This window comes from Staphylococcus equorum (assembly GCF_029531845.1).
Classification (GTDB): Bacteria; Bacillota; Bacilli; order Staphylococcales; family Staphylococcaceae; genus Staphylococcus; species Staphylococcus equorum_C.
In genome coordinates this window covers 65,826-89,852 of sequence record NZ_JAMBPV010000002.1, presented here as the reverse complement: position 1 = coordinate 89,852, position 24,027 = coordinate 65,826, and the positions used below count along the sequence as shown (strand labels likewise).

Here is a 24,027-nt window from a genome sequence, read left to right as displayed (position 1 = left end):
TATTTTTATCTTTCGCCACGTCTTAGAATAACAAACCCTAGTGTTAATATCAAATTTAGTTAAAAAAACTATTCTCTTTATTTGACACTTATTGTATAATAAAATTTATATTTAATTAAGAGGTGTTATATAATGTTAAAGGAATTTAAGGAGTTTGCATTAAAAGGTAATGTCTTAGATTTAGCAGTAGCTGTAGTTATGGGTGCAGCTTTCAACAAAATTGTTACAGCATTAGTCGCATACATCATCATGCCTTTGATTGGTTTAATTTTCGGAACTGTTGACTTTGCAAAAAGTTGGACGTTCATGGGCATTGAATATGGTATGTTCGTACAATCGATCATAGATTTTATTATCATCGCTTTTGCATTATTCATCTTTGTTAAAATTGCAAATACGTTAATGAAACCTGAAGAAGATGAAATCGAAGAAAACACTGTATTACTAACGGAAATTCGCGATTTACTACGTGAAAAAAATTAATTAAAAAAGCCTTAAAGCATTGGATATTTACTGCTTTTGACTACCAACAAAATCTATCGATTGCGTTGGTATTTTTTATGCGTATTTTTCTTCTGAACCTTAATCTATAGCCTTCATCAAACTCACGATTATAAAACAAACATCTAAATTAAAAATGTTAACTTTTCAAACTAAAACAGAGCGGGACAGAAACCAAAATTTGAAATTTGATTTCTGTCCCGCTCACACAAAGCTGACTATAAAAAGGAAAACCAAAGATGAAACTCTTGCATAAGTACAACTCATCATCATAAATGAAGACATAGTTCGTTAAAAACTTGATATAACGTTATTTTCAATTTAGTCATCTACTGTTAATATAACCATTGAGTCTGAGTTGCTGTTAATTATTGCCTTTTAAACTGTGTAGTACTTTGATATTGCTCTGTACTAACTTCAAGAATTAACGGAATTCTTTGCTTAAGTTCACTTACGTGAGAAATAATACCTACCATTCTCCCCGTAGATTTCAAACTGAGTAATGTATCTAACGCTGTTTCTAGTGTTTCTTGATCTAATGTTCCGAAACCTTCATCTACAAACATTGAGTCTAAAGCAATACCTCCAGACTCTTGTTGAACTACTTCACTAAGTCCTAAAGCTAAGGCTAATGATGCTTGAAAAGTTTCTCCACCAGACAATGATGAGATATGTCGGGATTGATTTGAATGGGAATCAAACACGTCTATTTCAAGCCCACTGTATCCTTGTGATATTTGTTCCCTTCTTGTTAATTGATAGCGTTGGCCTGTCATTAACGCTAAGCGCTGATTGGCTTGAGCAAGAATCCGTTCTAAGTAGTGAATTAATACATAGTTTTCTAATGTTAGCTTTTGATCATTTTTACCTGATAATATTTCAGCTAATTGAAATACTTCTTGTTGTGCTTTTAATTCCTTTTCTAATTTCTCTATAATTGTATTAATTTCATTGATTTTCTTCTGATTAAAATCAATCTTATATTCATGTTGGCTTAATTCAGTAGCTACCTTGTCTAATGTTTGTTGCTTTTGTTGATGAACTTCTTTTAAATGTTGGCTATCTTGAAGTTTTTTATTTTTCGTTTCCTCACTGAGTTGTGAAATAACTAATTTCAATGACTGTTTCTCTTTATTGTAAGTATTGATTTCTGCCTCAATTTTATCTTTATCTGCTACTTTAACTATCGTTTCTTGCACTTGTGCAAATTGAGTAAAGCCAATTCTTGCCATTTCTTCATCAATCTTCAGATTCATATTTTCTAATTCATTTTTCAATTCTTTTAAGCTAGATTCTATATATGCTTTACTATTTCCTTCAATAGACAGTTGGTGATTATTATTTAGAATATTTTGTTCTAATTTATAAATAATATTGTCATATTCTTTTATCTTTTCTAAATTACTTTCATAAACTTTCACAAACTTAGCAACATTATCAAAATCAGTATTATGTTCGAAGTCATTTATAGTAATATCATTTTCTCTTAAAGTGTGCTGCTTATTTTTCATATCTAATTCTAGCGTGTGATAACTTTGTTCATCTTTCTGTAATTGTTCTTTTAATTGATTAATCTCTTCATTTTCTTTTTCTAAATTCTGTTTTTCCTCATGTTTATAATCAATTCGCTTTTCAAGTTCATGATAATTTGTATTGTTAAGCTCTTTTTGAGAAATTTTTTCTATTTGTTCATTTAAATGATTTAATTCACTTTCAGATTTAATCTTTTTCTCTTTTATGTCACTACGTTGTTCTTCTATTATAGATAACTGTTGATGCCTTTCCGTAAGTTCATCAAAGTCTAAATGTTCTTCAATTGAATGTACTTCATTTCCACAAATCGGACATGTATCGCCTGAATTTAACGCTGATTGAACTTTTGCAATAATATCCTTTTTATTGTTTAAATCCATATTCGTTTTATCTATATCATGATATTTATCATCTAATTGTTGAAGCTGTATGTGAAATTTTTCTATATCTTCTAATTGCTGTTTTTTTCTTTTCTGTAAGCTTTTAAATTCAATTTTTTTGAGTTCATTTTGTTTTAATTCTTTAATTTCATTATTTAAATTGAAAATTTGTGAATTAAGCAATTCGACTTTTTTATAATCAGGCTTACGCTGGTTTAACTTCTCAGTGATAGCATCCAATTGTTGCTTTTGTGTTTTTATCTTTTCTTCAAGTGTTTTGTAAGCGCTAGTTATAGTTTCACGCTGATGATACGCATCTTGATATTTGATTGCTTTATCATAAAACAACTTACATTTCTCTACATACTTTCTAAAATCTTCTATAGCCTCTGAAGACTGTAAATATTTTTCAAGTTGTTTTTTATTTTCATGTGCCTTTTTTGTGATGATATTAATTGCTTTTTCTTTTTCTTCTATATCTTTTATTGCTTTTTCTTTTTTTAAAGATAAAGTTTCTTTAGACTCTAACAAATTAGCTAATGGTCTTACTTCATAAATTTCATTTAATAGCTTTATTTTCTTTTTGATTTCATCATCATCTAAAAGCAACTGTTCATATTGTTGTTGCTTCTCTTTAAGCTTAGTTAATGCTTCTTCAAGTTTTAAATTATAATTTAAATCATTTTCTGCCAAGATCACTTCATTTTTATGAACATTCTTTTTTTCTTTTAATTCTTGTTGTATTTTTCGAGCTTTTTCTTTAAATTCAGGCAAAACTTCCACAATTCGATTTGTCTGCCTAGCATTGATTATTTTATATTCTGTTAATGTTTCATCGTTAAATGTTTCAATATCACGCCAATTATTTTCTAATATACTGAATCTCTTTTCAATTTGTTCCCTAACTTCTTTCACGTCATTACTCAAGTGTTTCTGTATTTCTTCAAAACGCTGGCTATTAAAAAGTGTCCTTAAAATCTCTTGCTTTTCGGAGCTTTTAGATAGTAAAAAGCGCTTAAATTCTCCTTGAGGTAATATAAAAAGTTGTCTGAATTGCTCTGCATTTACGCCTAATAAATCTCTAATAAATTGATTACCCGTATTTATTTTACTCTCTCTGAGATTAAATTCGTCATCTTCATATTGATATATAGCTAATTGGCCTAATGTTTTATTTTTATTACCTTCTTTAATAAATGCACCTTGTCGCACAATCTTGAAAATATGGTCTCTTAACTTAAATTCAAATTCTACAATCATAGGTGTTTTACTATCTGCAAAATGACTTCTTAAATCACTTTCTTTTCTATCTTTAGTAGACGCTTCACCAAAAAGCGCATACACAATCGCGTCAAAAACCATTGTCTTACCAGATCCAGTTTTCCCACTGATTAAAAAAAGCTGATTATCTTTTACATTATTAAAATCTATCACTTCTTTTAAGAAAGGACCGAAATTATTTAAATGTAATGTTAAGGGTCTCATTTATTCAGATCCTCCTTCGAGTAAAACATTTAATACTTTAGATACTGTTTTACTTTGAGTTTGTGTTAGGTCTTCATCAGTAATACTTTGATAGAAATTATCAATAATCGTTTTATCATCTAATTTTTGAATTTCATAGTTATCTTGATGAATGTGTGCACCAAAATCAAAGGTTTGGTTTGTAAGTGCCAATGTATTGGGATAAATTTGTTTCAAATGTACCATTGGATCACTGACATGAGACATATGTTTTAGTTTGAAATGTAAATAATTATCCTTATCTTTTACTTTTAATTTCTCTTGTATTGCGTCTTCGTAATCCCCTTCTATAACTTCTAATTGTCGCAAAGGTTCTATCGGTATAAACTTTTCTTTTATTGTATCTTCATTAATTTCAATTGTTCTATACCCTTTAGGTTGATTCACTTCAGAAAAAGAATATTGAAGTATAGATCCACTGTAGCTTATAAAATCAGAATCTATGCTAAAAGGATGATGCAGATGACCCAACATAACTCTATCAAACTGTTGAAACGAGTCAGCTTCTACAGATTCCACTGTGCCTATAGATAAAGGTCTCTCAGATTCTGAACGAATACCACCTTGTACAGTTAAATGACCAATTAAAATATTGGTATTGTTTTTATTTATATTGTTACTCATATATTCAATAGATTTACTTAAAGCCTGTTGATAGGTCTCTATCGTACTATCTTTTAAAAAGTGTTGTGTTTCATTAATTGTTGCAAACGGTAACGTATAAAAATCTATAGATCCAATTGAAATAGGCACATTTATATTTTCAAGTTTTGTACGTATATATAAATTCGATTTTTCAAACCACTTGGACCCATAATTCAATCGTTCTTTACTATCATGGTTCCCGCTTATCATAATGAGTGGAATGCCCATCTCTAAATTCAAGGTATCAATTGTGCTTTCTAATAATTGAATGGCATCTTTATTCGGATAACTCGTATCATATAAATCACCCGCGACTACTATGACATCCGGTTGTTCATTTTCCATCGCTTCTATAAAACGATTTAATATATATGCTTGATCATCTAATAGCGATTTACCATTTAATATTCTGCCTAAATGCCAATCTGCCGTATGTATTATTTTCATTTTAACACCTCTAATAGAACGTTTGTTCGTATTTATATTATAATATTTTTACCAATAAGACAAGTATAATAAAAATGGGGGTAGGACAGAAAACTAATTTTTCTAATGTGATTTAGTTGTATGAGCTTAACCTGGTAAAGATGACTAGAAAAAAGGATACAAGCGCTCTAGTTCTTTAGAAGATTAATGTAAACGTATTTTCACATCCGTCAACTACTGCAATATAACAATTGAGGCTGAGACATATATTTATGCCCCAGCCTCTTCAAGCTATTGAATTAACGTGCTTTTAAGCTTTTTATATTTATATAACATCGCTAAACGCCAAGGAACAATCATAGAAAAGCCAAGTAAGAAAAACATACCACCAATTTCTCCTGGGTCTATCTTATTGCTAATAAATATTTTAAGTAATGTACGTATTAAAAGTAATGAAATTAGAATAATAGGAAAAGCTTTAGAGCGTTTCATATATATTTCACTACCTTGAGTTTCAAATTTAGATGTCCATATTAAAATTGTAGAAAACGCTATACCTAAAATGATACATTCTACAATTTCAAGACCGGTTAATCTAAAATATGGAACAACATACATTAAAGCACCTGTTGCCATAAAAAATGGTGGTAATATAATTTTCTTTTCATTAACTGGAAAATTTTGCGCTTTCATTCGCACAAAAATAGCACCTAGTCCCATTATAAAAGCGAAAATTATAGAAATTACTAAATATAACACTCTTACACCTTCTTTGAATTTCTATAAGATGATATTTACTTTTGATAGTATATCACTTAACAAAATATTAATCAGTATTTTTAATTCGTTTTCATCTACTTTATTGTTTATAACATTACATAGTATATATTAACATTTTCAAATTATGTAGATAATACCTATCAATATCTTTTCCTTCTATAAATAATAAATTTTTATATTAAATATGCTTAACATCTATGCGAATAATATAAATTACTACTATTGTTTTTTATTCTTTGGGAGAAGTGAATTGCTATGACTAAAGCTTTGTGTGACTAAAAAAATCCAAAACATACACCATAAAAAATGCCAACAAAGTCGTTAAGACTTTGTCGACAATGCGAATGAACCTTGATAAAGGCTTATTCTATCATTTTTTCTCTATTTCACGTGCGAATTAACGCATGCTGATAATGCATCATTTAGTGTATATCTAAGATAATTCATATTATGAATTTGCATTGCATTATGATATTTCTTAAAAGCTTCATCGTTCGGAAAGTTAATGTGCATATTAGCTAGTCGATCTAAGACTTCTCTGTCTTCCATGTCATAAGCATCCTTCACTTATCGATACCTCCCTTATATATACATAATTATAACAAAAATCATATCATAATCAAATATTTTCTGAATATTCGAAATGTAAAACTCGCATTTTACTTATTGAATACTATAGAATTTAGGACACCAATTACTTGTTAAAAACTATCATCCACTCAAGGAAACCTTTACTTCCACTAGATGTTTTAAATGGATTATTCTTAATATAAAAAATAAAGGTTCAAACCAATTCACTTATTGGCTCGAACCTTTTATAGAACATTATTTTGTTTTTTTCATTTGATCTTGTTGATTTTTGTTCATCATCGTCATCATTTGATTTATTTTCTTTTGAGATGGTTTTTGACCCATTTGCATCATCATCATACGTAGCATCTCTTCGTTAATTGGTGGGTTCTTTTTAAGATAATCCATCATATATTTTCTTGCAAGGAAAAATCCACCGACTAGTCCTAGAATTAGTGCTAACACGATTAATAAAATTGCTAACCAAGTTGCCATTGTTTCACCCACTTTCCTATCCTAATGAATTTTACTAAAATTGGTGCTCCTTTTCAAGAGCAACTCAATTAATATATTTTTTCAACCTTATGTATTATATCAATTACAAAATCACTTTGTAAATATAAGCTATTCTTTATCTAATAATAAAAATTGGTATGAGAACTTTCGCTCTCATACCAACAATTTAAATAATTAATTATATTAATTAGAATGTTTGTATTTGATTCAATACGTTTTCTTTAGTAAAGCCATATTTTTCAATTACTAAATCGCCAGGCGCACTTGCACCAAATCCATCGATAGCGATGACTTTGCCTTCAGTGCCGACATATTTATGCCAACCAAGTGGTGAAGCCATTTCAATCGCTACACGTTTTGTAATTGATGATGGTAGCACTGATTCTTTATACTCAACAGATTGTTGATCGAATGCATTCCAGTTAGGCATTGATACAACACGAACGCCTTTGCCTTGTGCTTCTAAATCTTTTGCTGCATCTACAGCAAGATTAACTTCTGATCCTGTTGCTAATAATAAGAATTCCGCTTCTTTGTCAGATTCAAACACTACATAAGCACCTTTACGTACGCCCTCTTCAACTGTTTCTTTTGGTAAGTCCATTGTTGTAAGGTTTTGACGCGTTAATACTAATGATGTTGGTGTACTTTCTGATTCTAGTGCTACTTCCCAAGCCACACGTGTTTCGTTACCATCTGCAGGACGAATCACATTCATATTAGGTATCGCACGTAAACCAGCTAATTGTTCGATTGGTTCATGTGTTGGACCATCTTCACCAACAGCAATTGAATCATGCGTAAAGATGAATGTTGAATTTAAGCCCATGATTGATGATAAACGAAGTGCTGGTTTTAAGTAGTCACTGAATACGAAGAATGTTGCACCGTATGGATGTAATCCGCCATGTGCAGCCATACCATTTACTGCAGCTCCCATTGCGAATTCTCGCACACCAAACCAAATATTTTTGCCTTCTGGTGTATCTTTGTTAAAATCAGCCGCCTCTTTTACGTTTGATTTGTTAGAACCAGCTAAGTCAGCTGACCCACCAAAGAATGAAGGCACTGTTTTACTTAATGCTTGTATTACTTCACCAGAATCAGCACGAGAAGCACCGCTATGGCCAGCTTCGAAGTGTGGTAACTCATCTTTATAATTTACTGGTAATTTACCACTAATAGCTAGTTTAAATTGTTCAGCTAAATCTGAGTACTTACCGCTATATTCTTCAACAAGTTTATTCCATGCTTCTTCTTTTTCGTTAGCACGTTTTAGCATAGTTTGTTGGAAAATTTCATATACTTCTTCAGGCACATTAAAACGTTTTTCAGGATCTAAACCATAATTTTCGAAAGCTAATTTTCTTTCATCTTCGCCTAATGGCGCACCGTGCACACCATGAGAAGCTTGTTTGTTTGGTGCACCATAACCAATAATTGTTTTAACTTCAATTATTGTAGGTACATCATTAGACTTCGCTTCTTCAAGTGCTTTATCAATTGCTTCGATATCATTACCGTCTTCAACTAAACTATGTTTCCAACCGTATGCTTCGAAACGACCTTTAACATCTTCAGAAAATGCTTTATCTAAATCACCATCTAAAGAGATATCATTAGAATCATATAAAACGATAAGTTTATCTAATTGACTGTGACCTGCTAATGAAGCAGCTTCATGTGAAACACCTTCCATTAAGTCACCATCAGAAGCAAGCACATAAGTATAATGATCTACAACTTGTGCATCATCTTTATTAAATTTACCTGCTAAGTGTTTTTCTGCCATTGCCATACCAACTGACATAGCGAAACCTTGTCCAAGTGGACCTGTTGTTACTTCAATTCCATCCGTATGTCTAAATTCAGGATGTCCAGGCGTTTTAGAATCCCATTGTCTAAATTGTTTAAGCTCTTCTAATTCTAAGCTGCCTGAAACATGTAATAAACTGTATAATAACGCAGACCCATGCCCCGCAGATAATACAAAGCGATCTCTATCAAAGAAATCTTTTGATTGGGGGTTAAAGTTTAAATGACGCGTCCATAAAGTATAGGCCATAGGAGCAGCGCCCATTGGTAATCCAGGGTGACCTGAGTTTGCTTTTTCAATAGCATCGATACTTAACGCTCTAATCGTATCTATTGCTAATTGATCTTTTTCTATATTCATCTAACATGACTTCCTTTCTTCTAGCAAGATTCAATAATCATTATACATTATTTTTCTTCTATTTAACAAAAAAGTGATTTAGTTTTTATCTTCTTTACCTTTAGAATCTAATATTTTTTTTACTTTATTAGGTGTAACATCATTTCCCTCTGAATCAATAATTCTAGTGCTTTCAATTTGTTGTTTGAACTTGCCTCTAAATTCATCTAAATAAGCTTTACGCAACTTAGATTGTTCTTTAGCTTCAGTTTGAGTAAGTCCTTGTTCCTTTTTCTTCTTTGCTAATTCATTAATACGTTCTAAATCTACGCCACCCTTGTTAGCCATAGTAAACCTCCGTAATTTATAATCTAGGAAAAATATAACAAAAAAGTGAGCGAAACTAAATCGTTTCGCTCACTTTATCCCTATTTACTATTAACATGATTGCTTTCCCAGAACACTTCTATAAAAATGATTATTTAACAGCTGCAATAACCGGCTGATGTTCGTGTTCGCTATTTCCTTCAGTTTTTACATTATATTGTTCGCTTTTTGCAGGTTCATGCGTTATTTGGTGATCGGTCATTTCGTACGTCTGTTCTGATTCGGCATTATTATGTGCACTTAAAATAAATAATGCACTTAATAACATAGTAACAAATAACACTGTTACATATGCTTTTATTTGGTGTTTATATATTTTTAACATTAGCAGTCACTCCTAGAACGTTTGTTTGTATTTACACCTTACCAGAACACTTGTTCCGAGTCAACAAGAAACGAACAAACGTTTGTAAATTATATATATGCATGCTATAATAAAAATAAATTAATCTAGGGAGTGCCTACTATGAGAGAGTTAACAAAGCGACAAAGTGAAATTTTCGAATATATCAAACAAACAGTTCATTCAAAAGGATATCCACCAAGCGTAAGAGAGATTGGTGAAGCTGTAGGGTTAGCATCAAGTTCCACAGTTCACGGTCACTTATCAAGGTTAGAAGAAAAAGGATATATAAGAAGAGATCCGACTAAACCTCGTGCAATTGAAATTGTATCAGAACAATTAGGTGATACTTTAAATATGGAAGAAACCATACACGTTCCTGTAATCGGTAAAGTAACAGCCGGTATACCTATTACTGCTGTAGAAAATGTTGAGGAATATTTCCCATTACCCGAACACTTCACTTCAACACATAACAGTGATATTTTCATTCTCAATGTCGTTGGAGACAGCATGATTGAAGCAGGTATTTTAGACGGTGATAAAGTAATCGTTAGAAGCCAGACAATCGCTGAAAACGGAGATATTATTGTTGCTATGACTGAAGAAAATGAAGCTACTGTTAAACGATTCTACAAAGAAAAAACACGTTATCGCTTACAACCTGAGAATAGTACAATGGAACCTATCTATTTAGATAACGTAAGCGTATTAGGTAAAGTTGTAGGACTATTTAGAGAAATGTAATTATAAACTTAATCTTTAAAAACACTCTCACAAAAAATAAGAGATTGAGCAATGAGCTCAACCTCTTATTTTTTGTCTTTTTTATCTAAGACTTCTTTTACTTTTTCAAGTATATCTTCTGTTTTATCTTTTTTATTTGTTGTCATAACTTATTCATCCTCACAAATTATAAGATACCCTTTTATAACAATCAATAAACACTATCCACTGTAATTTTCAGTCCAATAAGGTTGTCTATCCTCATTAAAGTCCACACCTACACCTAATGTTTTGAATTCTTTTTTTAGTATATTCTTTCTATGTCCTAATGAATTCATTAAACCTTGGTGTGCGTAAATGCTACTTGTTTGACCATAGGCAAGATTTTCACCTGCTGCATTAAAATCATGGCCATCAGCTTCTAATCTGTCAAAAGGTGAATCACCTGATAAATTATCATGATCAAAATAGTCATGCTCTGCCATGTCTACACTGTGTTTTCTAGCGGTATCAGAAATACTTGACGAATAATTTAAAGATGCTAAATCACGTTGGACTCTCTCAGCATTTACCAAATCAAAGTTTTGTAATTCGAAACTTTGCGCCAATCCTTCTGAAGGTGCACCGTATTGTTGTTGTAAGCGGTTCTCCATTTTTTCACTAACTTGTAAAAGTGCAGTTAAGTTATTATTCTCATGTTTGTCATAAAAAGCTGTTGTATAAATCTGATTATCATGGAAATTGTCGAATTCATCATCTTGCACATCAAATTTCACATGACCTTTTTCTTTTTCAGTAATAGGTTCACCTAATCTATCTCTAACGACTTCTTTTGGTGATCCATATTTAATTTTTGATTTTGATGAAATTACATTTTGATTACTATAAAGTGCGTTTACTTTATCATCAATGTAACTCACCATAACAAATGACCTATAATCACCAGAATAGTAAGTATGCCAATTTGTGCCATATTCATTAGAAGTCACACGTTGTGCGTCTCCTAACTTTTTGTCAACTTCATCCTTAGTCATATTCATTTGAATATTATTCACAGCAAATTCTTGTTCACTCGGTACTTTTAGCGCATCATCAGAAGTAGATTGTTCTGATTCTGATGTCCAACCGTCCACTTTTGATTTGAACTGTTGTTGTAATGATGTCATAGGTGTAGTTTCTTTGATTGGAACGACTAATACTATTATTAACAAAACAACTATATATAATAAAATTTTCCTGATTTTATACACCCACTATAAAACTAGTCTCTATCACCATTAAAAATAGAGTTTCTAACAATTACATAATCCACTTTTCTTAATGAATTCAAATCTTTGCCACCTGAATACGAAATTGAACTTTGTAAATCTTGTTGCATTTCTATTAAAGTATTAAGTAAAGAACCTTTGTGTTCAACAAACATTTTTTTACCTTCAACGTTTTTATGTTCACCTTTTTGGAATTCAGAAGCACTACCAAAGTATTCTTTATACATTTTACCATCTAATTCAACAGTTTCACCAGGAGATTCTTCATGAGCTGCAAATAATGAACCCACCATTACCATTGATGCCCCAAAGCGAATTGATTTAGCGATATCTCCATGTGTTCTGATACCACCATCAGCGATGATTGGTTTTCGTGCTGCTTTACTACAATGGTTGAGTGCTGATAACTGCCAACCACCAGTTCCAAAACCAGTTTTAATTTTAGTAATACAAACTCGACCAGGGCCTATACCCACTTTCGTAGCATCCGCCCCGGCATTTTCAAGTTCACGAACGCCCTCAGGTGTCCCCACGTTACCAGCAATTACAAATGTTTCTGGAATATGTTCTTTTATATGTTTAATCATATTAATGACTGAATCTGAATGACCATGTGCAATATCAATTGTAATATAGTCAGGGATTATATTTTCTGCTGCTAATTTTTCGACAAAACCGAATTCACGTTCTTTCACTCCTACAGAAATAGATGCGAACCAACCTTTTTCTTGCATCTTTTTAGTAAACGGAATTCGAGCTTCTTCGTCAAATCTATGCATAATATAAAAATAATTATTTTCTGCAAACCATTCTGCTAATTCTTCGTTCATAACTGTTTGCATATTTGCTGGTACTACAGGCAATTTAAAATTTCTTGAACCAAATTTAACGGTTGTATCACATTCAGAGCGACTATCAACAATACATTTATTTGGTATCAGTTGGATATCTTCATAATCAAAAATTTTCATAATTTAACAAACCCCTAACATTTTTAATAAAACAATAATATAATGGTAAGATTTTCAAGATGATTTTCATTATTGCATAAGAAAAGCACATATTTTTACAGCAAATTCCGAACAATAACTTTTAGTTTATCTTAACCAATTGATAATATACATTGTTTTACTACAAATGTAAACGAACTTGGGTCGTATTTACCAACTTGATTTTTTAACCCCTGGAATTTGTCCTTTATGTGCATATTCACGAAAGGCAATTCTAGACATTGTAAATTTTCTATAAACACCTCTAGGTCTTCCAGTAACCTTACAACGACTTGTTAATCTTGTCGGAGAGGAATCTCTCGGTAGTTTTCTTAATGCTTCATAATCTCCTTTAGCTTTTAGTTCTTGGCGTAATTCATAATACTCAGCTACTAAACGTTCTCTTTTTTGTTCTTTTGCTATTTTTGATTTTTTTGCCATTAATTTGTCTCTCCTTTTAAATCGTAATTATTTCGTTTTAAATCATAACACATCTGTTTAATTAATCAAACAGAAAGTTTTATATCCAGATTTTTGAGTTACAATGTTTTTGAATGATACAATTCGAATCTTAGTTAATGAATGCATATATTTTAGAAAAGTAATTGAAATCGAATACTTTATATGATAGAATTTTAAAGCGTAACCATTCCTATTAAGAAAGAGGTGTCTACTTTGCGCGTAAATATTACATTGGCTTGTACTGAGTCTGGTGAACGTAACTATATTACTACTAAAAACAAACGTAATAATCCTGAGCGTATTGAACTTAAAAAGTTCTGTCCAAGATTAAATAAATATACGTTACATCGCGAAACAAAATAATATGATGTTAAATCTTATCTTTTGAATACGACATATTTAAAAGTAATACTGAACTTAAACCGTTTGTTAAGTTCTAAAGTTAAAGGTGTCTCCATAATGGAGACATTTCAGAGTGCCAACAACGTCTCCGACTTTGTTGGCTTTTTTTGCACGCTTTACGCGAGCACAACCTCAGCCTGTAGTCTACAGCTAGTGCTTACCCCCAGAGTCGGCCCAAATCACTGCCAATTCAAAAATAATATAATATAATATATTTAAATTTCATTTATGAACTTGTCATTAACAAATATTTGAAGGAATTCTTACAGTAACAATTAGAAATAAATTATCTGAAGACTTTTCATAATACTGAATCCTTTATTTTTATGATTGAAATTATAACTTTGATTAGCTCTTCACAGGAAGATAAGCTCTTTGCAATGTCTTTTATAGCTTACAAAACTCATATTCCCATTAATAAGTGTTAATTAACATTTTACAACTTAATTGTCACTTTTAAATTTTCACTCCGTCTTCTAATCAACAACGAAAGATCTTATAATAGTATAAGTATCTATTATTGGAGGAGAATTTTATGGAAAATCGCCACATGTCAGACGAGCAAAAAAGTCATATCATTAATTCAATAACGGCAAAAACCAAAAACAAAAGTATTTGTAACTGTGAACATCCAAAAATCGAAATTTTAAATGGCCATTATTTCGCACCCTTATTAACAGCTTCATTAGGAACTGATGCAACTCCATTAATTGCACTTATGTGCAATAATTGTGGTAAAATCCATTTTTATTCACAAAACTTTTTAGGCATTAAAACGAGATAACATAAAAAAGGTAGCCTCCATTATTTTGGAAGCTACCTTTAATTATAAATTTTGTATTAGGATTTAAAAATTTCTTAAAAAATTAATACCCATCATATTAATTTAGTCTGCTACTTCTAAATCTACATCGTTTATATCAATACCTAATGCATTCGCCACACCTTTACCATATTCACTATCAGCTTTGTAACAGTGACGGATATGACGGTGTTGAACTTCTAATGTAGTACCTTGCATTTCATTTGCAGTATTTACAAATATACGCTCTTGTTGCTCTTTAGATTGTAATCTAAACAAGCGACCTGGTTGTTCGAAGTAATTGTCATCATCTTGTCTGAAATCATATTCATACGCTTCGCCTTCAATTGGTAATCCAGGTTTTTTAAATTGTGGTTGATCCTCGAAAGAGCCATCACTATTTGGATAATAGTGTGTGCCACCACCTTGATTATTATCTAAAATTCTCATTTGACCATCTCTACTAAATGGACAAATATTTTCAACACCCACACCTTTAGGTTGGTTCACTGGAATTTGCCAATGGTTTGCACCAAGTCTGTAACGTTGTGTATCGCCATATGAGAATAAACGACCTTGTAACATTTTATCAGGTGAAAAATCTAACCCTGGAACAATGTTCGTTGGCGCAAATGCAGCTTGTTCAACATCTTGGAAGTAGTTATCTGGATTGCGGTTAAGCTCCCATTCTCCAACTTCAATTAGCGGGTAATCACCTTTATACCAGACTTTAGTTAAATCAAATGGATTATCTTTATGATTACGTGCTTGCTCCTCAGTCATCACTTGGATATATAATTTCCATTTTGGATAATCTTTATTTTCAATTGCTTCGAACAAATCACGTTGTGATGATTCTCTATCGTTAGCAATTACATTTGCCGCTTCATCAGGTTGTAGATTTTCAATGCCTTGTTGTGTTCTGTGATGGAATTTTACCCATACACGTTCACCTTTGTCATTGTACATTGAATAAGTATGAGAACCAAAACCATGCATATTTCTAAAACCTTTTGGAATACCACGATCTGACATCAAGATTGTTACTTGATGTAATGCTTCAGGTAATGATGTCCAAAAATCCCAATTGTTTTGTGAACTACGCATATTTGTTCTTGGATCACGTTTAACTGCGTGGTTAAGACTTGCGAATAATTTAGGATCTCTAAAGAAGAATACTGGTGTGTTATTACCTACTAAATCCCAGTTACCTTCATCCGTATAAAACTTCAAAGCAAACCCACGGATATCACGTTCAGCGTCCGCTGCCCCACGTTCCCCAGCTACTGTAGAAAAACGTGCAAACATTTCTGTTTGTTTTCCAACTTCTGAAAAAATACTTGCAGAAGTATATTTTGTAATATCATTTGTAACTGTGAACGTACCAAATGCACCAGAACCTTTCGCATGCATACGTCGTTCAGGAATAACTTCTCTATCAAAGTGAGCCATTTGTTCTAAAAAGTACCAATCTTGCATTAATAGTGGCCCTCTTGGCCCTGCAGTCATACTATTTTCTCTGTCAGAGACTGGCGCGCCAAAAAGGCTCGTCAATTTTTTATCATTACTCATAAAAATTCCCCCTCGATTTTCTAAATAATAATAATTATTATCTAGCATATATTTTAATGTAATATGACTTTAAAAGCAACAAAGTGTTATTAAAATATGTGAAAATTTTCTAAATATTTAAACATTATATGAATTTTAAGTCACAAAAGGCATTGCTTGTATCACTTAAAAGCATTAAAATGGATTGTATATATAAAATTCAATAGATTATAGGAGATTTTTTTATGGCACAAAATAATATGAATCGTGGTCTTAACTCTCGACATATTTCAATGATAGCAATTGGTGGCGCCATCGGTACCGGGTTATTCGTAGCAACTGGGAATGTTATATCTCAAGCTGGTCCAGGCGGCGCAATATTGGCTTATTTGATTATCGGCGTAATGCTATATTTCTTAATGTCGTCTATCGGGGAATTAGCTACATTTTATCCTGTTTCGGGATCATTCAGTTCTTACTCTACCCGTTTCGTAGATAGTTCATTAGGCTTTACGATGGGTTGGTTATATTGGGCAATATGGTTACTCGTAACGAGTGTTGATATCATTATATCTGCAAGCGTACTTTATTATTGGGATGTATTTCAGTTCTTTTCACCAATGACGTGGAGTATTATCTTTTTATGCTTACTCTTCTTACTGAATATTTTTTCAGTTAAAGCTTTTGGTGAAACAGAATTTTGGTTGTCACTGATTAAAGTAATAACAATTGTTGTGTTTATCGTAATTGGCGTTTTAACTATTGTTGGTATCTTAGGCGGTAAAACATATGGCTTAAGCAATTTCACAAGCGGAGAAGCACCGTTTGTCGGTGGATTTTCAGGCTTCTTAGGCGTATTACTAGTCGCAGGTTTCTCTGTTGGTGGTACTGAAGTTGTCGCTGTAACGGCTGGAGAATCATCCAATCCACATCGTTCAATGCCTAAAGCAATTAAACAAGTATTTTGGAGAATTTTATTATTCTATGTATTATCAATTGCTGTTATATCAGCAATTATCCCTTATACTGATCCAATGTTATTGAACAAAAGTGAATCAGTAGCACAGAGTCCATTTACAATTGTATTTGACCGTGTAGGTATTGCATTTGCAGCATCTGTAATTAACGCTGTAATTTTAACTGCATTGTTATCTGCAGCTAACTCTGGTATTTATACAACAAGTCGTATGCTATACTCGATGGCTGAAGATAAGCAAGCACCAAAATTCTTAGGTAAATTAAATAAAACTACAAAATTACCAATGGCTGCACTTTTCGCTACTTTTATCATTGTATTAGCTATAATTATTATCGCTCAATTTAAATCAGATATTATTTTCACGTTACTTAATATTATTGGTTCCTTAGTCATTGTAATTTGGGGATCCAGTATTTTAGCACAAATAAGATTACGGTCAGCAATTAAAAAACAAAATAAAAATCCTGATGATGTGCTTCCTTATAAAGCACCATTTTATCCATTAGGACCTATCATTGTAATTCTTGCCTTACTCTTCTTATTTATCGGAAATTCACTTGGCGCGGCTATGTCTGGTGATTTTGGAGCATTATTCCGAAATATTTTCCCAATGGTTATTTTAGCTATTGTTTACTTTGGACATAAGTATTTCAAAAAAACTAAAGTTGTTAAACTTGAAGATCTAGATTTAAAGAGTCACGATTACAGTTAATATCTTAGCATTGATGTCGAAGCAATTATTTGTTTCTCGCATCAATGCTTTTTCTTTATTAATAGATAGCGTTCGTTTAATTTCACAGTAACTTTTTCCCAGATTTATAAAATTTATTTTCACTTTTTATTCAACGCAAATTCAAATTCATAAGGCGATGATATTTTCAGTTTCAAAGAAATATAGTATAATGAATTATAATAATAAACGTAACTTAGAGGTGGAAACTATGATTGGACAAACGAATTTATTCGACGATATTTTAGAAACTGAGGAACGCTTCGTTATTGTTGTGCAATCACTTGAAGATAGACATAACCGCTTAATTAAACGCACATTAAGGGAGTATAGTAGTTTAGACCATTCACAAATGGAAAGTCTTTTTAACCATCTTAAAGATTTATTTCTCGAGGAAGATTTCGAAGAGAATCAATCCGCGTTTTCTATTACGGTATACACAAATTTAGATTATGCAGCCGATCAGGTATACGCACATGTAAAACGACATCGTGGTAAAAATGAATGGACACACACAGCAAAATAGATACGTAAATGAACTTAAAGCAATTGCTCTATTCATTAAATAAACCACCAATTCAGCGGCATATCATGCAACTGAATTGGTGGTTTTTAAATACAACGAATATAAACCAGGCTTAAATACAAGCCTATTTCTATTTTATTATTTTTTGCAAAGTATGCGGAATGCCATTATCAATATTACTTAAAGTAATTTCATCTGCTACAGCTTTCACAGCATCATTTGCATTATCCATGGCTACTGCATAGCCTACAACTTCAAGCATCGATATATCGTTAGAACTATCACCAAATGCAACCACTTGGGCTATATCTATATTCAATTTCTCGCATAGAGCAATAATTGCATTTCCTTTAGATACATCTTTTGTCATAAATTCTAAAAAATAAGGTTTACTAGTTGTAACATCTACAGCTTCATTGAAACTGCCATCTAATTCAGTGTTAATAGCTGAAACTTTAGATACATAATCAACGCCCATAATTTTAGGCACATCTGTTCGAATATACGTCTTTATATCATCTACATGTTTCATTGGTAAACCAGTAAGTTCTGATTCAATGTTCATATATTCGTGTTCGCCTTCATATATGATGTGACCATCTTGATAAGTTAAAACAAATAACTCATGTTTTCTACAAAAATCTACAATTAAATCAAAATTTTCTTTCGTTATTGCCCGGCTCACTTCAATCGCTTCATCACGTACATTGATTGTTTGACCACCATTGTAGCTAATTACATAACTATTATGTTGATCTAACTCTAACAATTTCGCAGTGGGCAGCATTCCTTCAGTTGGACGACCTGAAGCTAAAATAACTTTATACCCTTGTTTTTGTATCTCAATTAAATAAGATTCTGTTTCAGGGCTGACTTTATTTTCAGCATTCATCAATGTATCGTCCATATCCATTACTATTACTTTATATTCACTCATGTTGCCTATCTCCTTTCAACATCTTCAGTCTATACTACAACAAATTAAAGATGTTGGTACAATACTTTAGATTCTACACCAGATTCATTGATTGTAACAAGTTCAGATCGGCAACTTTCAAATTCACGCTTCAATTCTCTTACTAACTCGCCGCTACGTTCAGGTGCAATTAAATTCAAAACCGTAGGTCCTGCACCACTTATTACTGTCGCATAGGCTTGGTATCGTTTAGCAATTGATTTAATCGATGGAAACTCAGGTATTAAATGCTGTCTATAAGGTTCGTGGAAACCGTCTTGCTCCATCATCTTACCAGCGAGTTCATAATTGTGTTGTATGAGTGCACTAATCATTGTATTACTTATCGCACTGTTTTGAACGGCTTTTTTGTGCGAGAAAGTATCAGGTAATGCATTTCTTGAGTCAGTAGTCTTCAATTCATATGATGGGATTGTGATAATGATATCTACTTTTGGTGTGTCAATATAAGACACATCTGTAACCTTTGTATCTGGATTATAATAACCAAGTACTAAACCACCATATATCGTTGGTGCTACATTATCAGGATGCCCTTCAAATTCTGTAGCAAGCTGAAGTAATTCATATTTAGACAGCTCTATATCACCAAAATAGTTAGCAATATAAAGCGCACCAACCAATGCAGACGCTGAAGAACCTAATCCCCTTGCTAATGGAATTTCACTTCTCATTTCTATATCTAAGTTGGGTAAAGTGACGTTATATTTACGCGCAACTTTTTGAGCAACTTGAAAAATATAGTGGCTGTTATCAGTTGGTAATCCTTCAACATTTGGCCCAATATGGTTAAAAGTCCAAACATTATTTTTACTTACTTTCACATCTAAATATAAAAATTTATTTAAAGCCATTCCTATAGAATCAAAACCGACACCTAAATTTGCAGTAGATGCCGGAATTTTTAAATATAACCTATCGCTCATGCTATAGTGCTCCTTTGATGTAGTCTAGAATACTCTTTCTATCATTTGGTAAAGGTTTAATAGGGTTATCTAATAAAGAAATTGCAGTGTCAGGGTCTTTTAAGCCATTACCCGTTAATACTGCTACTACTTTTTTCCCTTTTGGCAATTTTCCAGAACGGTGTAACTTAATTAATCCTGCGATTGAAGCATTACTTGCAGGTTCACTAAAGACGCCTTCTTTTCTTGCCATAAGTTGATATGCTTCTAAGATTTCATCATCAGTCACACTGTCGACTAATCCATTAGATTCATTCAATGCATTTGTCGCTTTATCCCAACTTGCAGGATTACCTATCCTAATTGCTGTTGCAACTGTATCAGGATCCTTCACTACTTTGTTTTGTACAATCGGCGAAGCACCTTCAGCTTGGAATCCGTACATGTTAGGTAATTGCGTATCATGTTCGTCGTGATATTCTTTAAAACCTTTCCAATAAGCTGAAATGTTTCCAGCATTACCCACTGGTATAGATAGAATATCAGGCGCAGCACCGTCTAATTGTTGAATCACTTCGAAAGCACCTGTTTTTTGACCTTCAATACGGTATGGGTTCACTGAATTCACGAGTGCGATTTCACCATTTTTAGCAACTTCTTGAACAATTTCTAAAGCTTCATCGAAATTACCTTCTATTGAAACGATTTCAGCACCATACATAACAGCTTGAGATAATTTACCTAACGCAATTTTTCCTTCAGGTATTACAACGATTGCTTTTAAACCAGCACGTGCAGCGTATGCTGCAGCTGATGCTGATGTGTTACCTGTAGAGGCACAAATCACTATTTTTTTGCCTTCTTCTTTTGCTTTGGCCATAGCCATAACCATACCTCTATCTTTAAACGAACCTGTTGGATTTGCACCTTCATACTTCACATGTAATTCAATACCAAGCATTTCTGACATGTTCTCACAGTAAATTAAAGGGGTATGTCCTTCGTTTAATGTTAACTGTGGCGTCGCTTCACTTACTGGTAAATATGTTTTAAATTCTTCTACTAATCCTTGCCATCTTTTCATAAATATTAAACCCCTTCTACTGGATAAATTTTCTTAACAATATAACCTGACTCTGTAATAGAGGTCTCTGGTGCTTCATCAATACCAACGATGACTATACCTACTGTATGCGCATCACGCTCTGATACTGATAATGATTTATGGAAAGGTAATTTACTTTTTATTTGAGTTTCAACTTTGTTTATTTCTTCACCATCTGTTTGGACTACTAAGTAATAACTTTCTTTATCTTTAAGAGAAATTGTATCCTCGTCATCCATCATTTCTTTTGTTTCTGCAGTTTTCAATTCAAAGTGTGGTGGTAATGTATGCAAATTCGTTTCGAAATTTAATGTGACATTTAATAAGTCACTTACTACAGCACTACCTGTAGCTAAACTACCTGCGCCTTTACCATAGAACATTGTTTCACCGACAGCATCACCAATAACATAAATTGCATTGAATTCATCTTCAACTGAAGCTAATTGGTGAGCTTTATTAATTAGTGTTGGCGCTACAGATGCTTGTATTTGGCTATTTTCATAAGTACCCTTACCAATTAATTTAATTTTATAGCCTAATTCATCAGCTACTTTAATATCTGAAAGTTCAACGTCACTAATGCCATGTCTATCTACATCAGCTAAATTAATTACTTGATTAAATGATAAATAAGACGTAATTACTACTTTTCTCGCTGCATCAATGCCTTCCACATCATCTGTAGGATCTGCTTCAGCAAAACCTAATCTTTGTGCTTCGTCTAAAGCATCTTTGAATGATGTTTCTTCTTGAGTCATTTTACTTAAGATAAAGTTCGATGTTCCATTTAAAATACCCATAAATTTACTGATATTATTTGCGTTCAAACCATTATTGATTGCATTGACGATTGGTATACCGCCTGCAACACTAGCTTCATATTTTAAAGCCACATCATTTTTTTGAGCTAATTCTTCTAATACATTCAAGTGAACTGCCAATAAATCTTTATTTGCTGTAATAACATGTTTTTTCTCGCTTAAAGCACGTTTCAACCAATCTACTGTTGGTTCAATACCACCCATGACTTCTACGACGATATCAATTGAATCATCATTTAATATTTCATCAATATCTTCCGTCAGATGATACTTTGAAACATTTATAGGTCTTGAGCGACTCTTGTCGCGTACCAAGATATGTCTAATATTAATATCTTTGTTCATTGTTTCTTTAATTTGTTCTCTATTCTCTTCAATAATTTTTACTACACCTGAACCTACAGTACCTAAACCGAGCAGGGCTACATTTAATTCCTTCATAAATTCATTCCTCCGATTGTTCTTCTAAAAAATACAATTGTACAGTTGAAAAATACTTGAATATGGTATAGTATAAATTCATTCATTATTTTTGTAAAGCTTGAAAATCTAAATCGTATATCTATCCTATCACTCTCGTGATAAAAACTAAACAAAATTTTCTGATTTTTTAGAAAGGTTGTATGTCACTTATGAAAGTTTCAAAATTTGGAGGAAGTTCTGTTTCTAATGCAGAACAAATTAAAAAAGTATTAAATATTGTCAATTCGGATGAAGATAGAAAAATCACTATTGTTTCTGCACCAGGTAAACGACATAAAGAAGATGTGAAAACAACTGATTTATTAATTCGTCTATACGAAAAAGTAATTGACCGTTTAGACTATATTTCTAAAAAAGAAGAAATCATTCAGCGTTATGCCGATATTATTCATGAATTACATATGAGTGATACATTACTATCTACAATTGATCAAACACTAGAGTCTTATATTGCTACATTAAAAGACAAACCTTCTCGTTTGTTAGATGCTTTATTATCTTGTGGAGAAAACTTTAATGCTCAATTGATTGCTGAGTATAATAACAGCCAAGGTGTTCCTACCCGTTATATTTCGCCAGGAGATGCTGGCATAACTGTTACAGATTTACCCCAAAATGCTCAAATCTTAGATCAATCTTATGAAGCGTTATATAAATTAAGAGAATATGATGAAAAATTAATTATCCCAGGTTTCTTTGGTCTTTCAAGACAAAATTACATTGTTACATTCCCTCGTGGTGGTTCTGATATTACTGGAGCAATTGTCGCTAGAGGCGTTAGAGCTGACATATATGAAAACTTCACAGATGTGTCTGGTATTTTCAGAGCCAATCCTTCTATAGTAAAAAATCCTGAAGTGATTGATGAAATTACTTATAGAGAAATGCGTGAACTTTCATACGCAGGCTTTGGTGTCTTCCATGATGAAGCGCTACAGCCATTGCATAAAGATAGAATTCCTGTCGTTATTAAAAATACGAATAGACCTGATGATATAGGGACATATATTCGTCATGACAGAGAAATCAATTCTAATAATGTTATCAGTGGCATCAGTTGCGACAAAGATTTCACAGTATTGAATATTAAAAAATATTTAATGAATAGGCAAGTTGGTTTTACGCGTAAAATATTAGGTGTGCTTGAAGATTATGAGATTTCATTCGATCACATGCCATCCGGAATAGACAGTATCAGTATCATTATGCGTTCAAAAGAAATTCAACATAGAGAAGAGCAAGTCTTAAACGATATTCGCGAACGTTGTGAGGTAGATGAGTTGAGTGTAGAGCACGATTTAGCTGTACTCATGATTGTAGGAGAAGGTATGCATAGAATTGTCGGAACGGCCAATACAATAACGCATGCGCTTGCTGAGGCTAATATAAATTTAAAAATGATGAACCAAGGTGCTTCGGAAATATCTATCATGTTCGGGATAGATGTAATAGATGCAGAAAAAGCGGTTAAATCAACATATGAATACTGCTATAATGGTCAATGCTTAAAAATCTAACCCGTTTCATTTAGAAAGATTA

Annotated in this window: 23 protein-coding genes; 7 read left to right on the top strand and 16 right to left on the bottom strand. The window is 32.3% G+C overall.

From position 1 onward, the window contains the following. Positions 1-132 precede the first annotated feature (132 nt). On the top strand, positions 133-483 hold the full coding sequence (gene mscL, locus M4L39_RS02735; protein WP_277580635.1) for a large conductance mechanosensitive channel protein MscL: 351 nt from the start codon (positions 133-135) through the stop codon (positions 481-483). Positions 484-869: 386 nt separating this feature from the next. Here mscL and sbcC read toward each other — a convergent pair whose 3' ends face one another. The 8 genes from sbcC to sosA form a co-directional block, all read right to left on the bottom strand. Continuing rightward, positions 870-3,899 carry an exonuclease subunit SbcC gene (sbcC, locus tag M4L39_RS02730; RefSeq protein WP_277580634.1) on the bottom strand — a complete coding sequence of 1,010 codons (3,030 nt, stop codon included), beginning with the start codon at positions 3,897-3,899 and terminating at the stop codon, positions 870-872. Then, positions 3,900-5,030: an exonuclease subunit SbcD gene (sbcD, locus tag M4L39_RS02725; protein WP_277580633.1), complete on the bottom strand. Its 1,131-nt coding sequence runs from the start codon at positions 5,028-5,030 to the stop codon at positions 3,900-3,902. It lies immediately after the preceding gene. 270 nt (positions 5,031-5,300) lie between these two features. After that, positions 5,301-5,768, bottom strand: a complete 468-nt coding sequence (locus M4L39_RS02720; RefSeq protein ID WP_002507699.1) for a CcdC family protein — start codon at positions 5,766-5,768, stop codon at positions 5,301-5,303. 402 nt (positions 5,769-6,170) lie between these two features. Then, on the bottom strand, positions 6,171-6,356 hold the full coding sequence (locus M4L39_RS02715; protein ID WP_277580632.1) for a hypothetical protein: 186 nt from the start codon (positions 6,354-6,356) through the stop codon (positions 6,171-6,173). A 258-nt stretch (positions 6,357-6,614) separates the two neighbouring features. Next, a complete protein-coding gene (locus tag M4L39_RS02710) occupies positions 6,615-6,854 on the bottom strand; it encodes a YneF family protein (RefSeq protein WP_021338794.1) in 240 nt (79 codons plus the stop codon). Positions 6,855-7,062: 208 nt separating this feature from the next. Further along, positions 7,063-9,051 carry a transketolase gene (gene tkt, locus M4L39_RS02705; RefSeq protein WP_277580631.1) on the bottom strand — a complete coding sequence of 663 codons (1,989 nt, stop codon included), beginning with the start codon at positions 9,049-9,051 and terminating at the stop codon, positions 7,063-7,065. A 78-nt stretch (positions 9,052-9,129) separates the two neighbouring features. After that, positions 9,130-9,378, bottom strand: coding sequence for a DUF896 domain-containing protein (locus M4L39_RS02700; protein WP_277580630.1), 249 nt, complete (start codon positions 9,376-9,378; stop codon positions 9,130-9,132). A 130-nt stretch (positions 9,379-9,508) separates the two neighbouring features. Next, complete coding sequence (gene sosA, locus M4L39_RS02695) at positions 9,509-9,742, bottom strand: DNA damage-induced cell division inhibitor SosA (protein ID WP_277580629.1); 234 nt, start codon at positions 9,740-9,742, stop codon at positions 9,509-9,511. Positions 9,743-9,883: 141 nt separating this feature from the next. On the opposite strand from sosA, the gene lexA reads away from it, so the two are divergent. Further along, the gene (gene lexA / locus M4L39_RS02690) at positions 9,884-10,507 is read left to right on the top strand and encodes a transcriptional repressor LexA (protein WP_277580628.1); all 624 of its coding nucleotides are present in this window, start codon (positions 9,884-9,886) and stop codon (positions 10,505-10,507) included. 200 nt (positions 10,508-10,707) lie between these two features. On the opposite strand, the gene M4L39_RS02685 is transcribed toward lexA, so the two are convergent. From M4L39_RS02685 to rpsN, 3 genes are all read right to left on the bottom strand, one after another. Next, positions 10,708-11,736: a CAP domain-containing protein gene (locus M4L39_RS02685; RefSeq protein WP_277580627.1), complete on the bottom strand. Its 1,029-nt coding sequence runs from the start codon at positions 11,734-11,736 to the stop codon at positions 10,708-10,710. An 11-nt stretch (positions 11,737-11,747) separates the two neighbouring features. Then, positions 11,748-12,725, bottom strand: a complete 978-nt coding sequence (gene guaC / locus M4L39_RS02680) for a GMP reductase (RefSeq protein WP_277580626.1) — start codon at positions 12,723-12,725, stop codon at positions 11,748-11,750. Positions 12,726-12,914: 189 nt separating this feature from the next. Next, positions 12,915-13,184 (bottom strand): 30S ribosomal protein S14, encoded by a 270-nt coding sequence (gene rpsN / locus M4L39_RS02675; RefSeq protein ID WP_277580625.1) that lies wholly within the window; start codon positions 13,182-13,184, stop codon positions 12,915-12,917. A 234-nt stretch (positions 13,185-13,418) separates the two neighbouring features. Here rpsN and rpmG point away from each other — a divergent pair, with 234 nt between their 5' ends. Together rpmG and M4L39_RS02665 are read left to right on the top strand one after the other, a co-directional pair. Beyond that, complete coding sequence (gene rpmG, locus M4L39_RS02670; protein WP_002507773.1) at positions 13,419-13,568, top strand: 50S ribosomal protein L33; 150 nt, start codon at positions 13,419-13,421, stop codon at positions 13,566-13,568. 574 nt (positions 13,569-14,142) lie between these two features. Continuing rightward, positions 14,143-14,391 carry a hypothetical protein gene (locus M4L39_RS02665; RefSeq protein WP_277580624.1) on the top strand — a complete coding sequence of 83 codons (249 nt, stop codon included), beginning with the start codon at positions 14,143-14,145 and terminating at the stop codon, positions 14,389-14,391. Positions 14,392-14,493: 102 nt separating this feature from the next. Here the strand turns inward: M4L39_RS02665 and M4L39_RS02660 are convergent, their stop codons facing one another. After that, the gene (locus M4L39_RS02660; protein ID WP_277580623.1) at positions 14,494-15,981 is read right to left on the bottom strand and encodes a catalase; all 1,488 of its coding nucleotides are present in this window, start codon (positions 15,979-15,981) and stop codon (positions 14,494-14,496) included. Positions 15,982-16,205: 224 nt separating this feature from the next. On the opposite strand from M4L39_RS02660, the gene M4L39_RS02655 reads away from it, so the two are divergent. Beyond that, positions 16,206-17,651 (top strand): amino acid permease, encoded by a 1,446-nt coding sequence (locus M4L39_RS02655; protein ID WP_277580622.1) that lies wholly within the window; start codon positions 16,206-16,208, stop codon positions 17,649-17,651. A gap of 229 nt (positions 17,652-17,880) precedes the next feature. Then, complete coding sequence (locus tag M4L39_RS02650; protein WP_002507777.1) at positions 17,881-18,195, top strand: hypothetical protein; 315 nt, start codon at positions 17,881-17,883, stop codon at positions 18,193-18,195. 130 nt (positions 18,196-18,325) lie between these two features. On the opposite strand, the gene M4L39_RS02645 is transcribed toward M4L39_RS02650, so the two are convergent. Genes M4L39_RS02645 through M4L39_RS02630 form a run of 4 tightly spaced genes read right to left on the bottom strand, consistent with a single transcriptional unit; the run spans position 18,326 to position 22,446 of the window. Further along, on the bottom strand, positions 18,326-19,132 hold the full coding sequence (locus tag M4L39_RS02645; RefSeq protein WP_277580621.1) for a Cof-type HAD-IIB family hydrolase: 807 nt from the start codon (positions 19,130-19,132) through the stop codon (positions 18,326-18,328). Between the two features lie 44 nt (positions 19,133-19,176). Beyond that, the gene (gene thrB, locus M4L39_RS02640; RefSeq protein WP_277580620.1) at positions 19,177-20,097 is read right to left on the bottom strand and encodes a homoserine kinase; all 921 of its coding nucleotides are present in this window, start codon (positions 20,095-20,097) and stop codon (positions 19,177-19,179) included. A gap of 1 nt (position 20,098) precedes the next feature. Continuing rightward, positions 20,099-21,160, bottom strand: a complete 1,062-nt coding sequence (gene thrC / locus M4L39_RS02635) for a threonine synthase (RefSeq protein ID WP_277580619.1) — start codon at positions 21,158-21,160, stop codon at positions 20,099-20,101. A 5-nt stretch (positions 21,161-21,165) separates the two neighbouring features. Then, positions 21,166-22,446: a homoserine dehydrogenase gene (locus M4L39_RS02630; RefSeq protein WP_277580618.1), complete on the bottom strand. Its 1,281-nt coding sequence runs from the start codon at positions 22,444-22,446 to the stop codon at positions 21,166-21,168. 191 nt (positions 22,447-22,637) lie between these two features. Between M4L39_RS02630 and M4L39_RS02625 the strand changes: the two genes are divergently transcribed. Further along, the gene (locus tag M4L39_RS02625) at positions 22,638-24,005 is read left to right on the top strand and encodes an aspartate kinase (RefSeq protein WP_277580617.1); all 1,368 of its coding nucleotides are present in this window, start codon (positions 22,638-22,640) and stop codon (positions 24,003-24,005) included. The last annotated feature ends 22 nt before the right edge of the window (positions 24,006-24,027 follow it).